The organism is Arthrobacter sp. LFS091, from assembly GCF_047977885.1.
Taxonomy (GTDB): domain Bacteria; phylum Actinomycetota; class Actinomycetes; order Actinomycetales; family Micrococcaceae; genus Arthrobacter.
Window position 1 is genome coordinate 572,828 of record NZ_JBFPFP010000002.1, and the last position, 13,515, is coordinate 586,342.

Sequence of the window (13,515 nt, forward strand, 5' to 3'; positions counted from 1 at the left end):
GACCCGCCCCCCGAAAGGACACCTCGCATGTATACCCCCGCACATTTCGCCGCCTCACCGGAAGCGCTTGACTCGTTGCTCACGCAGACCAGCGCCGCCAACCTGGTCACCATGTCCCCGGAGGGACTGCAGGCAACCCTCCTGCCTTTTGTGTACGACCCCTCAGTCGGGGAGCATGGTGCGCTGCAAGCCCATATGGCCAGGAACAATCCGCAGTGGTCCTTGCCGGTCACCGGTGAGGCCCTGATGATCGTGCAGGGCGCCGACGCCTACATCTCGCCGTCCTGGTACGCCTCCAAGGCCGAACACGGCCGGGTGGTACCCACCTGGAACTACTCCACTGCGCATGTTTACGGCCAGTTGATCATCCATGACGACGCCGACTGGCTGGCAATGCACGTCCGTCGCCTGTCCGACCGGAACGAGGCCGGCATGCCCAAACCCTGGACAGTGGACGAAGCACCCGAGCGGTTCATTGCCGGGCAACTGCGGGCGATCGTCGGCGTCGAACTTGTCATCAGCCGGGTGGAGGCTAAAACGAAACTCAGCCAAAACCGTTCGGCCGACGACGTGGATGGCGTCGTCGCCGGGCTTCGGGCCCGTGGAGATTCTGCGAGCGCCGCCGATGTGGAAAGGGCCCGGACCTCGTAGACTCGGCGCATGCGTGAGGTTGCAGCTGGGTCCGTGGGGGCCGTTCACCATCTCGAAATCTGGGTGCCGTTCCTGGACCGTGCACGGGCAGAGTGGGGGTGGCTGCTGGGCGAGCTCGGTTATGAGCCGTTCCAGGAGTGGCCCACTGGTTGCAGCTGGAAACTTGGTGGGACCTACGTCGTGGTGGAGTGCTCCGATGCCATCACCGGCACCGCTCACCGCCGCACCGATCCGGGGGTGAACCACGTTGCCTTCCACGCTGGCACGCGGGAAAACGTGGACCGCATCCGCGAGCTCGGAGCGGACGCGGGTTGGTACGAAATGTTCGAATCCAAGTACCCGCACGCCGGCGGCCCGGACCACTACGCCGCTTACCTGATCAACACCGACAGCTACGAGGTTGAGCTGGTGGCCGCCGACTAGGTGTACTGCCGGCTAGGTGGGCGGGACCACCGGGCGCCACATGGCCACCCGGGGCCAGCGGGTCAGGCCCAACTCCGCCTCGTGTTCCATAAGGCGGGTGAGCTCCGGACCCCAGCTACCGGCGTCGAGCATTTCAAAACCGAGCCGCCGGTAATACGGAGCGTTCCAGGGCACATCCCGGAACGTACTGAGGGTCTGCCGATGCATTCCGTGGCCCCTGGCCCAGACGCGGGCGGCGTGGAGGAGCTCGCGGCCAATGCCCTGGTGGGCTTGGTCGGGGTGGACGCTGACCTGTTCAACATGGCCCTCGCCGTCCACGACATCAGCCAGGAGATACGCCACCGGGTAATCGAGCCCGTCGACGTACACCCACGCCCGCCCGGCAGCGGCGTAGGCGCCCAATACCTCCACGGGAAACGGCTCATCGTCCGCTATCGGGTCCATGCCAAGCTGCCGGAAAACTTCCCCCGCGGCGCGCTCAATATCCTGCATCAGCTGCAGGTCATCGGCGTGGGCGAGCCGGATCATTGCCGTGCGTCCAGCGCGGGCGGTGCCTGTGCCACCAGGAATTCGTTGCGCTTTTCAATGAGATTCTGCATGTACCGGGCGAGGATCAGCTTTTCCGCCAAGCGGCCCAACGGGCCGAAAGGCGCCGCGAATTCGATCGTGTCCACCATCAGTGTTCCACTACCGTCGGGGCGGAACTCGTGGGTGTGGCGGAGGTACTTAAAGGGGCCTTTCACCTGTTCGTCAGAGAACGACGCCGGGGCCTCCATCCGCACAATACGGCTGGTCATGCGGAACCGGACTCCGAGGTGCCATGCCTGCCACGTGACGGTCTGGCCTTCCGAGATCAGACCCGTCGTGACGCCTGCAACGGCCTTCTCGCGGCTCTTGGTCATCGACTCCACGTGGGCGTCGATGTTCCGCGAAAGATCGAACAGCTCCTGCGGCGGCATGGTGGATCGGGTGCGGCAAACGAAAGCAACAGGCATACGTTGATCTTCCCAGACCTTTCCGCCTCAGAGCGCGCCAGCTCACCACGTGTTGTGACCGCGCTTATAGCGGTACGCTTGCCCGCCCTGATAATTTCGAAAGCAAACCGTGGAAGATTGGTGGTGTTCCCCTGTGCCCGCATTTTTGACGCACGCCCGTGAACTCCACCGCCTTGGCCCGGCCAACAACGATCGCCTCTCAGCCGTTCGCGTTGCGCTCAGCGTTGCCGTGCCTGCGCTGGTCCTGGTCCTCATCGGACGTCCCGACCTCATGATGTACGCAGTCTTCGGTGCGCTGACCGGAATGTACGGCCGCAACGAAACCCACCAGCTACGGCTCAAGCACCAAGCACAGGCTGCGCTGATCCTGGTCGGCGGGCTGAGCATCGGCGTCGTCCTGTCCGTGAACCACATCCACTCGTGGTGGTTGGTGCTCGTGGCTACCCTCTTCGCAGGGTTCGGCTCGTTGTATGCCGATGCCGTGCGGCTGAAGCCAATTGGTCCGTTCTTTGGCATCCTCGCCTTGGGCGCCTGCGCTTCGGTGCCAACCAGCGTCCCGTTCACGACGGCGATACTCATCGGAGCCGCGTCCGCCGCCTTCTCCCTGGTGGTCGGCTTTGCCGGCTGGTTCCGGCACCGGGCCTGGGTGGCCGGCGCTACGCGCGACGTTCCAATGCTCAGTGGGCCCCTGCGCCAAGCGGCACTCGTGCACGCCACCCGCTACATGCTGGCGGTTGGCGCGGCTGGGGCCATCGGTGTGGTGAGCGTGAGTGGCCACCCCCACTGGGCCATGGCTGCGGCGGCGGTGCCGCTCGCCGGGGCCGATCTCCCCAGCCGCGTCCACCGGGGCATCCACCGCATCGTGGGGACGTTCCTCGGTTTGGTGGTGGTCGCCGTCGTACTTTTCCCCAGTCCGCTGTCGCCCCTGCAGTACTTTCCCGGCCACGCCACCCTGGTCCTGGCGGCGGTGGTGGTCCTGTGCCAGTTCCCCACGGAGCTGTTCATGGCCCGGCATTATGGCTGGGCGATGGTGTTCTTCACCCCGGTGATCCTGCTGATCGCCCAACTCGCGTCGCCCATGGATCCGGGCGTCCTGGTGATGGAGCGTGCCATCGAAACGTTCGTCGGGGCCGTGGTGGGCATCGCCGTCGCCGTCCTTGTGCGGGCGCCCCAGGCCAAGCCCGCCGCGCAGGGGACATAAGACATACTGGTTCCATGCAGGCGACAACGGTGTTGGTCGAAGGCGAAAGTGACCGGCTCGCGGTCGAGTCGCTCGCTCGTCGCTGCGGTCATGACCTGGCCTCAGAGCGGGTCACGGTGGTTCCCATGGGAGGCGCCACCAGCATCGTCCACTTCCTGGACCGTTACGGTCCGCGTGGGGCTAACCACCGGCTCTTGGGCCTGTGTGATGAACGTGAATCGTGGGGCATCGCCCGCGCGCTGGAAAAGGCCGGGATCGGATCCGGGCCACTGGACGAGCTCGGGTTCCATGTTTGCCGGGCCGATCTGGAGGATGAACTCATTCGCAGCCTCGGCGTCGACGCCGTGCTGGACGTCATTGACGCCCAGGGCGAGCTTGCGTCGTTCCGGCTCCTCCAACGCCAACCATCGCAGCGCGGGCAACCGGAGCCTGCACAGTTGCGCCGGTTCTTCGGCGGCCGGAGCGGCAACAAGATCCGATACGCGCCGTTACTGGTGGACGCTTTACCTGCGGGGCAAGCGCCCGAACCGCTCGCGCAGCTCGTTGAAGCCTTCACGCGTGAAAGTTAGGGCTCCAGCGGCTTCCGCGGTGGGCCGGACGTCAGCCTTGCCGGCAAGATGCGCGCGAAGAAGCTGACCACTTTGTAGCGTTTGGTGGGGATGGAAACGCCTTTGCCCTTTGCGTTGTCTTCCAGCCCCACACGGACCACGCGTTCAGCGGTCAGCCACAAGAACCGTGGAGCCACGGATTTGTCCATGCCCATGCGGTCGTGGAATTCGGTATGAGTAAAACCCGGACACACGGCAGTGACCTGGACTCCGGACTTCGCATAGCTGAGGTTGGCCCAGCGACTGAAAGTCACCTGCCATGCCTTGGCGGCCGAGTACGTGCCCCGGTTAGCGAACGCGGCAACGCTGGCAACGTTGATGATCCTGCCCCTTCCGCGTGGCAACATCACCTCCAAGGCAGCGTGGCACAACTCCATGGGCGTCTGGACATGCAGTCTCAGATGCCGGCGTTCTTCCTCCAAATCGTTGCGCTCGAACGACTTCAGGAGCCCCAGTCCGGCGTTGTTCACCAGCACGTCCACGGGCCTTTCGGCATCCCTGAGACGATCCGCTACTGCCGAAACGCCGACGTCGGTTGTCAGGTCTGCGGGCAGGACCTCCGCCGAGATACTGAAGTCGCGTTCAAGCTCCGCGGCTTTGTCCTTCAGGCGCTGCTCGTCACGGGCCACCAGCACCAGGTGGTGCCCCGATTCGGCGAGTTGGCGGGCGAATTCAGCACCGATCCCCGCCGTCGCACCGGTGACCAGGGCGGTGAGTTCATTGGCTCGAGTCGTCATGGGCCAAGACTAGCCGCCACCACGCCGAGGGGTTAGCTCCCACCCCCTTGCCCACGCCGAGGGGTTAGCTCCCACCCCCTTTGGGCACGCCGAGAGTGCCGAGACCTAACCCCTCGCGGGGTGTCAGGCGAACTTCGCCAAGGGGTTGGCCAGGCGCCCCGCCATCTGCAGCCCGCCCGAAGGATCCGAGATGTCCAGCATTTGCTGGTTGTTCCGCAGCTGGAGCCGATTGAGGCATGACAGTTCGAAGTCCGGAGCGAACAGATCGTGCATGGCGAACTGATCCGCGAGCTCCGGGTGACGCTGCTGGTACTCCTTCACAACAGCCGCGGCAGTCTCCCAGAACCCGTCCTCGCCCAGCGTCCCGTCCTCCACAAGGATTGCTCCCAGGAAGCGGAAGATGCAGTCGAAAACATCGGTGAATATGGCGAGGACCATTTCCTCGGCCGGGATTTCGGCCTTGATGCGCGAAACCTCTTCCGGCAGTTCCAGCCGGTCCCCCATCACCACGACTTCCTCGGCAATGTCCTTCATGATCGCCCGGACCGGCACACCGTCCTCAAGGATCAGGATGACGTTTTCGCCGTGCGGCATGAACGCGAGTTCGTACTGGTAGAGGCAGTGAAGCAACGGCACAAGATACGCCTCGAAGTAGCGGCGCAGCCACTCGGTGGGAGCCAGTCCAGATCGCGCAATGAGGGCGGAAACCATGGACTGGCCAGTGCCATCAACATGCAGCAGCGACGCCATGGTGGCCAGCTGCTGTCCATCCTTGAGCAACGGCAGCGGACTTTCCCTCCACAGGGCCGAGAGCATCTTTCGGTAGGGCGAACCCTTGGCCGAAGCGGCCTCGTAGTAGTGGTTGTGGTAGCCGATGGCCGCTGTTTCACGGATCATGGCCAGGCCCCGGTTCTGGAGCTCCTGGTCATTGCCGATCAGTTCCTGCAGCCAATCGTTGATGGCAGGTGTTGCCTTCATGTATTGCGGTGACAAACCACGCATGAAGCCCATGTTCAGCACGGACATGGCCGTTTTGACGTAGGCCTTCTCTGGGTGGTCGGTATTGAAGAACGTCCGGATGGACTGCTGTGCCTGGTAGGAATCCTCACCGGTGCCAAGGTTCACGATGTGGCGCTGGGCGATTTCTGCCGCGAACGTCACGGTGAGCTTGTTGTCCCACTGCCATGGGTGGACGGGCATGAGGAGGTAGTCCTCCGGATCCAGCCCTGACGCGGAAAGCTCCGCGTTGAACCAAGCCAACGTGGCTGGCCCGAGTTCAGCTTCGAAGTGCGTGCGGTAATCCAGCCCGGCGCTCGAGGTAAATACTGCCTTGCTGCGATGCACGGCGATCCACTGCAGCTTCACAGTGCCGCCGGTTTCCGGCGCGAACGCATGGTAGTCCGCGATCCCGAATCCCAGCCGGCCATTGTTGGCCACGAAGCAGGGGTGACCCTCAGTCATGCTGTGCTCGATGGCTTGGAAGTCAAGGGCACGATCCGCGCCTCCGGTGACGCCTGCCGCCAGTTGCGCGGAGGAGAACGGCTTGCCTTGCTTGTACGCGTGGCTGGCCAGCGTGCTGCTGATTTCCTCGAGGTACACGGGCAGCATTTCCTGGCGGATGGCCAGTGCTTCGTGGAATTCGGCAATGAAATCCAAGGCGTCCACCGGAAGCTCCTGGCCATCCCGCAACCGAACGATGGAGTCCGCGACAACAGACCAGTGCTCCAGCTGCAGGACGCGCGCACGGAAGCGGTACTCGACGGTGTCGTCGTCGCTCACCACCTTGTACAGGCCGACGCCGGCGCCTTCCTCCCGGATCAACTCCGGGACCAGGATCCGTTCGTGTGAAAACTCGGCAATCGCCTTGCGTACCACGTGCCGGTTGGCAATGGCCCAACGCTCGGGCGTCAGGTGGGACACCGAGGCAGCGGCCGCGGTGGTCACGTTATCGGCAGTGGTGGTCACAGGGATTCTCCTCTGGTTGGCGCGGCAGTCGCGGCCAGGATCGGGGTCAGGGTTGCGAGGAAATCCTCGCGGGTGCAGAAGCTCAGGAGCCCCATTTTGTGGTCTTCGGCAGGATCGACGGCGGGCAGCGTCACCACGCCGTGTGGCCTGAAGCCCACCTTTTCGTTGAGCACGTGGATCTTGTGGTTCCGGGCGTCAGGCTCGACGACGACCCGCTGGGTTGCAGGGTCATCGAACAGTTCCGTCATGACGGACTGCATAACGGCGGTGGTGTAGCCCGGCTGCGGTTCCCGGCTGGGTGGGGACACGAGCAGGTGCATTCCTACATCACCGGGCCGGGCTTCGTAGACGTCCGCCAACGGCGACGACTCCGGGCGGTACCGTTCCATCAGGAAGGCGGGGGCGCCGTCGTCGAGCCCTAAGAACGCCTGGTGGTGGTCCGATCCGGCTATTCGCGAGTACTCCTCCACTACGTCCTGTTCGGTGGCCGACACCATGCCCCAAAAGCGGGCGTACTCCTGGCTGACCCAGCTGTGGAGGACAGGTGCATCGGCCACGGGATCCACGGGCCGAAATGTGAAACTCATACGGTTGCTCCAGTTGTTTCCGGCAGGCTGGCCGCCACGGGAGCCGGTGCGCCAAATTGCTGGAATGCGATGCTGCGCTCGATCGGGTAGACCTCGCGACCGGTGATTTCGCGCAGAATGCAGGAGTTGCGGTAGGCGGCCATGCCCAGGTCCGGGGTGACGAAACCGTGCGTGTGGAGCTCGGCGTTCTGGACGAAGATTTCGCCGGGTTCGACGCCGGTTCCGTAGTTGCGCTCGACGTCGAAGCGGCCCTTGGAGTCGCGGCGGATTCGGTCCTGGATCCCTGCCAGGAAGGCGGGCTCTTTGTAGCTGTAGCCGGTGGCGAGGACCACGGCTTCGGACTCCAGGGTGTAGTCCCGCCCGTGTTCTTCATGATGAAGCTGGAGTGTGTGGGTGCCGGTGGAGCCGTCCCACTCGGCTGCAGTCAGCGACGAGTGCGTGTGCAGCTGGGTGTCCACCATGCCGGAGAGGCTCTTGGTGTAGAGGAGATCGTAGATGTCGTCAATCAGGTCCGAGTTGATGCCCTTGTACAGGTTCTTCTGGTTCTTGATCAGGTGGTCGCGCTGCTCGCCGGGGAGCGAATGGAAGTAGTCCACGTACTCCGGCGAGGTCATCTCCAGCGTGAGTTTGGTGTATTCGAGCGGGAAGAAGCGGCCGGAACGGGTTACCCAGTTGAGCTGGTAGCCGTAGACATCAATTTCCTGAAGGAGTTCGTAGTACAGCTCGGCCGCACTCTGGCCGCTGCCCACGATCGTGATGCTGCGCTTGGACTGCAACTCACTCTTCCTCGACAGGTAGTCGGCGTTGTGGAAGACCAGTCCCCCGGCGTCCACTATTCCTGCACAGGCGTCCGGTACATAGGGCGATGTGCCTGTGCCAAGGACCAGTTTCCGGGCGCGAAGCATCTCAACGCCCTGGGGACCCTGAACGGAAAGGTGGTACACGCCGTCGTCGTAGCTCACATCCAGCACATCTGTGCTAAAACGGACAGACTCCAGCTGACCCGCCACCCACTGGCAGTACTGGTTGTACTCCGCGCGCAGGGGGTAGAAGTTCTCACGGATATAGAAGCGGTACAAGCGTCCGGTCTGCTTCAGGAAATTCAGGAAAGAGAAAGGCGACGTCGGATCGGCGAGGGTCACGAGGTCCGCCATGAAGGGAACCTGCAGGTGTGCCGGCTCCAGCATCATGCCCGGGTGCCAGTCGAAGGAATCGCGGCGGTCCAGGAACACGCAATCGAGATCCGCCACCGGCTCGCTAAGTGCCGCCAGGCCCAGGTTGAAGGGCCCGACGCCGATACCTGCGACGTCGTAAATCCTGCCGTTGTTTGGGGTGCTCATGCGGCGGCCTCCGTGGTGTTTGCGAGGAGGCTGGCGCCCGTCCTGCGAATGAGTTCGATGATTTCCTGGATGTCCTGCAGGGAGGCCTCAGCGTTGAGGAGGGTGAATTTAAGGTAGTGGCGACCAGCCACCTTGGTGCCCGCCACCACAGCCTCACCCGAGGCGAAAATCGCTGCGCGGATCGCGGGATTGATGGCATCGGCTGCGTCTTCATCGATGACAAGACCGTCAACCACCGGGCGGTAACGGAATACCAGGGTGCTTAACTGTGGTGGGGCAGCGAGCTCGAATTCGTTATCGTCGGCCAGCAACGAACCTACCCGGGCGGTGAGGTCGATCGCTTCATCGAAAAGCGCTCCGATTGCGTCGGCACCCATGATCCGCAAGGTCAGCCACAGCTTGAGGGCGTCGAAGCGTCGCGTGGTCTGGATGCTCTTGTCCACCTGGTTGGGGATCTCGGCCTTCGCGGCGCTCTCGGGATTGAGGTAGTCCGCGTAGTAGGTGACGTGTCCCAGCATGGAGCCGTTGCGGACCAGCACAGCGCTGGAGCTGACCGGCTGGAAGAACGTCTTGTGGAAGTCCACCGTGACGGAGTCGGCCAGGTGGATCCCGTCCAGGAGGTGCCGGTGGCGACCCGAAACAATGAGCCCTCCCCCGTAGGCGGCGTCAACGTGCAGCCACGAATCGTAGGCCCGCACCAGAGCGGCGAGCTCGGTAAGCGGGTCAACCGAACCGAAGTCAGTGGTCCCGGCGGTGGCCACAACCGCCATCGGCACCAGCCCGGCGTCGTGTGCTTCAGCCAAAGCAGCCGCGAGGGCGGTGGGGTCCATGCGGTGGTCTTCGGCAGTGGGTATGGCAACAACGGCGTCGAAGCCGAGCCCCAGCATGGACGCGGACTTCTGAATGCTGAAGTGGCTGTCGGCAGAGGTGAAGATCCGGAGGCGGTCAAGCAAGTGCGGCAGACGGGCCTCGGAGTTACCGACACGCAGCGTGGCCACCGCGTGGTTGCGCGCCATCAGAAGGGCCTGGAAGTTGGACTGGCTGCCACCCGAGGTGAACACGCCATCGGCGTCGGCGGTGAAGCCGATGCGCTCAGCGGTCCAGTCGATCAGGCGGCGCTCGATCATGGTGGCACCCGCACTCTGGTCCCAGGTGTCCATGGAGGAGTTCACTGCCGAGAGAACAGCCTCACCAACCAGCGCCGGGATGACGACCGGGCAGTTAAGGTGGGCCGCATAGCGGGCGTCGTGGAAGTAGATGGCGTCCTTGAGGTACAGCTCGTCGAGTTCCTCAAGGGCCGCTGCCGTATCAGGCAGTGGGCGTTCGAGGTCGACGGCGCCAACCTTCGCTTTCAGCTCAGCATGCCCGACGCCGGTGAACGGCTTGGCGGTCCGCTGCACTTTGGTGGAGACAGCGTTGACTCCTTGCAGAACCTGCGCGACGTAACTGGGCGAATTTCTTGCGTTGAACAGCTGGTTGGTGGCGGCGAGGGCCAGTTCCACTTTGGAGCCAAAATCCTGCTCCTGAGCGATCCGCTCTTCGACACTTGGTGACGTCACGTCAGCTTCCTTCCATTGCATTGGGGCGCTTGTTAGCAAGGTAAGCCTTACTTAGGTAAGCCTTTCCGTCAAACTTTTGTGACCTATTTCGCTTGGAAGGCGGTTTCTTGCGGTTTTTTGCCGTGCGGGTACGTCATTGACTTTGTTTGGCACCGGCCGAAGTGCACAATGTTGGCCGATTTTGTTGACGTGGAAGCGCGGAGGGATCACCATCCTGAGTGCGATCAGACGGGGTAGAGTGCAGAGAACATCAACGGCCACGGGCTGGGGGATCCCATGAAGGACCACGTTCACGAGCGCATCGGCTTCCGCGAGATTGACGAGAACGGCAAGGCCGTCACGGCGATCAGCCCGCACGCACCCGAGCCTGTTGTCCCGGAGAGGTCCCGCCCATCCATCAATCCATTCGTCGTTGCGCTGTGGGTTTTGAATGTAGGCCTGGCGTGGTTCGGAGCGTGGGCGTTGACCACGGCCACCTCAGCGATCATCAGCCCGACACCCAGCCAGGAGCCCGAGTCCGCCCAACTGAACTTCCTGATGCTGTCCAACGCGCCGTATGCGCTGCTGGCTGCGGTCCTGCTCACTGCCGCCCTCCTGTTCTGGCACGCGGCGCAGTGGCAAAAGAAACGGCCGACCAGGTAACAAGTACCTGATCGGCCGCCCCCCAATAAATGGGGCCAACTACACCACTGTGGCGCCCAAAACACACTTGATCGCGGTGGCAGGCTTGGTCACTTCGCTGTTGGTTACCCAGTCGAGGGCCTTGCCTGGCTGCGCGTCCTTGAAGGTCTGCTCGCCGCGCGCCAGAACCGCCGAGGTGGACGGATCCACCCAGCTAACGGTGATCTTCACCGCGCCCTTGGTGCCCTCTGGAGGTGTAACCGTCCCTTTGGCTGTCACCTTTCCTGGCGCGGTATCGCAGGACGTCATGGTGGTGGCCTCGATAATCCCGACACCCGGGTTGGCAGGTTTTGCCTCACCTGTGGTGGCGGCTTGGGTTGTGGTTGACGACGGCGATGTGCCCGCTTCGTTGCTCGGGGACGACGAGCAACCAGCGAGTGCGGCCGCCGAAACCAGCAAACCCGCAATGCATGCGACTGTCTTCTTCATGGTCTGGCTTCCTGGTTCTTCTGGGTTTTATTCGTTCATGAAATGCGCGGCAACCGGGGTTGGGGCCCCGATTGCCGCGCACTTTTGTCCTATGCCTCGGAACGCCTGCGGCGTCCAACAAGGAACAGGAACAGCCCCGCGCCAACAACCAGCAGGCTGATGGGCAACACGGTGAGGACAACTCCCGTGCTGGCCAGCGAACCTCCGGGTTGGCTCGGAACCACCGGCGGGAAGGTCACAACAACACTTGCAGGTGGTGTGGCGACAGGGGGTCCCACCGGGGGCCTACCCGATGCGGTTGCCGTGTTGGCAACTTCACCGGCGTTGATGTCGGCCTGGGTGATCGCGTACGTCGCCGTAGCTGTCACCGTTTCCCCGGGAAGCAGTGTGCCTGCCACCCCTGGCCAGGCGTAGGTCAATGCCGAGAGGCCCACCATGGGATCGTTGACAGCGACGCCCGTCAACGGCACATTCCCGGTGTTCTTGATCGTGAACTTGTAGATGATCACGTCTCCAACGTGGGTGGGGTCCCCCACCCCTGAAGCGTCGGCCGTCTTGGAGAACTCCAAGCCCGAGTTTGGCGTTAGCGGTGTGTCCGTCTCTCCCGGAGGAGGAGTAACGGGCGTTCCCGTCGGAGGCGTACCGGTGGTGGTGGCGCTGTTCGCAACATGACCAGCGTTGATGTCGGCCTGGGTAATTGCATACGTCGCCGTAGCCGTCACCGTTTGTCCGGGCAGCAACTCGCCCGGAGTACCTGGCCAGGTGTACGTCAGAGCCGAGAGACCAGCCAACGGATCCGTGATGGATACCTTGGTGAGCTTCACGTTGCCGGTGTTCTTGGCCGTGAAGTTGTAGGTGATCCGATCCCCAACCTTCGACGGCGACTGAACCGCCGAAGCGTCTGCCGTCTTCGTGAAGGTCATCGCCGGAGCCGGGGTCAACGGGGTGTCCGTCTCGCCCGGAGGAGGCGTCACAGGGGGTCCGACCGGCGGAGTACCGGTGGTCGTGGCGTTGTTCGCGACATGCCCAGCGTCGATATCAGCCTGGGTGATGGCATACGTTGCCGTAGCCGTCACGGTTTCTCCTGGAAGCAGTGTTCCTGCAACGCCGGGCCAGGTGTAGGTCAGTGCCGAGAGGCCAGCCAGCGGATCTGTGATGGATACGTTGGTCAGGGTCACGTTGCCGGTGTTCTTCGCCGTGAAGTTGTAGGTGATCTTGTCGCCAGCAACAGTCGGGTTCTGAACAGCCGAGCTGTCCGCCGACTTGGTGAACTCCATGGCCGGAGCCGGGGTCAACGGGGTGTCCGTTGTTCCCGGAGGAGGCGTTACCGGCGGACCGGTGGGCGGGGTGCCTGTTGTGGTCGCAGCGTTCGCCACGTGGCCGGCGTCGATATCAGCCAGCGTGATGCTGTACGTCGCCGTCGCCGTCACCGACTGGCCCGGAAGCAACTCGCCAGGAGTGCCCGGCCAGGTGTACGCCAGGGCAGACAACCCCGACATCGGATCCGTGATGGAGACGTTCTTCAGCGTGACGTTGCCCGTATTCTTCGCCGTGAAGTTGTAGGTGATCTTGTCGCCTGCAACGGACGGGTCATGAACATCCGAGGCATCAGCAGTCTTGCTGAACTCCATGGCCGGAGCCGGGGTCAACGGGGTATCCGTCGTTCCCGGAGGAGGCGTCACCGGCGGCCCAACAGGCGGGGTGCCTGTGGTGGTCGCAGCGTTCGCCACGTGACCGGCGTCGATATCAGCCTGGGTGATGGAGTACGTTGCCGTAGCCGTCACCGACTGGCCGGGCTGCAACTCGCCCGGGGTACCGGGCCAGGTGTATGCCAAAGCCGAGAGGCCAGCCATCGGATCAGTGATGGAGACATTCTTCAGCGTGACGTTGCCGGTGTTCTTGGCCGTGAAGTTGTAGGTGATCTTGTCACCTGCAACGGACGGATCCTGGACGGCTGAGGCATCAGCAGTCTTGCTGAACTCCATGGCCGGCTTCGGGGTCAACGGGGTGTCCGTGGTTCCCGGAGGAGGCGTCACCGGCGGACCGGTGGGCGGAGTGCCTGTGGTGGTCGCAGCGTTCGCCACGTGACCGGCGTCGATATCAACCTGCGTGATCGCGTACGTTGCCGTAGCCGTCACCGACTGGCCGGGCTGCAACTCGCCCGGGGTACCGGGCCAGGTGTATGCCAAAGCCGAGAGGCCAGCCATCGGATCAGTGATGGAGACGTCCTTCAGCGTGACGTTGCCGGTGTTCTTGGCCGTGAAGTTGTAGGTGATCTTGTCACCTGCAACGGACGGATCCTGGACGGCTGAGGCATCAGCAGTCTTGCTGAACTCCAT

At 63.3% G+C, this 13,515-nt stretch carries 13 protein-coding genes and 1 pseudogene; 5 read left to right on the forward strand and 9 right to left on the reverse strand.

Going from position 1 to position 13,515, the window contains the following annotated elements:
• The first annotated feature begins 27 nt into the window (after positions 1 to 27).
• Both ACNQOP_RS05525 and ACNQOP_RS05530 read left to right on the forward strand, forming a co-directional pair.
• Positions 28 to 651 (forward strand): FMN-binding negative transcriptional regulator, encoded by a 624-nt coding sequence (locus ACNQOP_RS05525; RefSeq protein ID WP_416403596.1) that lies wholly within the window; start codon positions 28 to 30, stop codon positions 649 to 651.
• A gap of 9 nt (positions 652 to 660) precedes the next feature.
• Positions 661 to 1,074: a VOC family protein gene (locus ACNQOP_RS05530; RefSeq protein ID WP_257370237.1), complete on the forward strand. Its 414-nt coding sequence runs from the start codon at positions 661 to 663 to the stop codon at positions 1,072 to 1,074.
• A gap of 12 nt (positions 1,075 to 1,086) precedes the next feature.
• Here ACNQOP_RS05530 and ACNQOP_RS05535 read toward each other — a convergent pair whose 3' ends face one another.
• Positions 1,087 to 1,602 (reverse strand): GNAT family N-acetyltransferase, encoded by a 516-nt coding sequence (locus ACNQOP_RS05535; protein ID WP_257370238.1) that lies wholly within the window; start codon positions 1,600 to 1,602, stop codon positions 1,087 to 1,089.
• Complete coding sequence (locus tag ACNQOP_RS05540) at positions 1,599 to 2,069, reverse strand: SRPBCC family protein (RefSeq protein WP_257370239.1); 471 nt, start codon at positions 2,067 to 2,069, stop codon at positions 1,599 to 1,601. The genes ACNQOP_RS05535 and ACNQOP_RS05540 overlap by 4 nt, the downstream gene beginning before the upstream one ends.
• A gap of 133 nt (positions 2,070 to 2,202) precedes the next feature.
• On the opposite strand from ACNQOP_RS05540, the gene ACNQOP_RS05545 reads away from it, so the two are divergent.
• Positions 2,203 to 3,270, forward strand: a complete 1,068-nt coding sequence (locus ACNQOP_RS05545) for an FUSC family protein (RefSeq protein ID WP_284985088.1) — start codon at positions 2,203 to 2,205, stop codon at positions 3,268 to 3,270.
• Positions 3,271 to 3,284: 14 nt separating this feature from the next.
• A complete protein-coding gene (locus tag ACNQOP_RS05550) occupies positions 3,285 to 3,839 on the forward strand; it encodes a TOPRIM nucleotidyl transferase/hydrolase domain-containing protein (protein WP_284985087.1) in 555 nt (184 codons plus the stop codon).
• Here the strand turns inward: ACNQOP_RS05550 and ACNQOP_RS05555 are convergent.
• From ACNQOP_RS05555 to ACNQOP_RS05575, 5 genes are all read right to left on the reverse strand, one after another.
• Positions 3,836 to 4,615, reverse strand: a complete 780-nt coding sequence (locus ACNQOP_RS05555; protein ID WP_257370242.1) for an SDR family NAD(P)-dependent oxidoreductase — start codon at positions 4,613 to 4,615, stop codon at positions 3,836 to 3,838. The genes ACNQOP_RS05550 and ACNQOP_RS05555 overlap by 4 nt on opposite strands.
• Before the next feature lie 123 nt (positions 4,616 to 4,738).
• Positions 4,739 to 6,580: an IucA/IucC family protein gene (locus ACNQOP_RS05560; RefSeq protein ID WP_416403597.1), complete on the reverse strand. Its 1,842-nt coding sequence runs from the start codon at positions 6,578 to 6,580 to the stop codon at positions 4,739 to 4,741.
• Complete coding sequence (locus tag ACNQOP_RS05565; RefSeq protein WP_416403598.1) at positions 6,577 to 7,167, reverse strand: GNAT family N-acetyltransferase; 591 nt, start codon at positions 7,165 to 7,167, stop codon at positions 6,577 to 6,579. The genes ACNQOP_RS05560 and ACNQOP_RS05565 overlap by 4 nt, the downstream gene beginning before the upstream one ends.
• A complete protein-coding gene (locus ACNQOP_RS05570; protein WP_416403599.1) occupies positions 7,164 to 8,507 on the reverse strand; it encodes a lysine N(6)-hydroxylase/L-ornithine N(5)-oxygenase family protein in 1,344 nt (447 codons plus the stop codon). The genes ACNQOP_RS05565 and ACNQOP_RS05570 overlap by 4 nt, the downstream gene beginning before the upstream one ends.
• A complete protein-coding gene (locus tag ACNQOP_RS05575) occupies positions 8,504 to 10,066 on the reverse strand; it encodes a pyridoxal phosphate-dependent decarboxylase family protein (RefSeq protein WP_416403600.1) in 1,563 nt (520 codons plus the stop codon). Before ACNQOP_RS05575 ends, ACNQOP_RS05570 begins: the two co-directional genes overlap by 4 nt.
• Before the next feature lie 276 nt (positions 10,067 to 10,342).
• Here ACNQOP_RS05575 and ACNQOP_RS05580 point away from each other — a divergent pair, with 276 nt between their 5' ends.
• Entirely contained in the window at positions 10,343 to 10,708 is a 366-nt protein-coding gene (locus ACNQOP_RS05580) for a hypothetical protein (RefSeq protein WP_416403601.1), read from the forward strand.
• 39 nt (positions 10,709 to 10,747) lie between these two features.
• Here ACNQOP_RS05580 and ACNQOP_RS05585 read toward each other — a convergent pair whose 3' ends face one another.
• Together ACNQOP_RS05585 and ACNQOP_RS05590 are read right to left on the reverse strand one after the other, a co-directional pair.
• Positions 10,748 to 11,176, reverse strand: coding sequence for a hypothetical protein (locus ACNQOP_RS05585; protein ID WP_257370247.1), 429 nt, complete (start codon positions 11,174 to 11,176; stop codon positions 10,748 to 10,750).
• Positions 11,177 to 11,265: 89 nt separating this feature from the next.
• Positions 11,266 to 13,515, reverse strand: a pseudogene (locus ACNQOP_RS05590) (hypothetical protein); the annotation flags it as partial.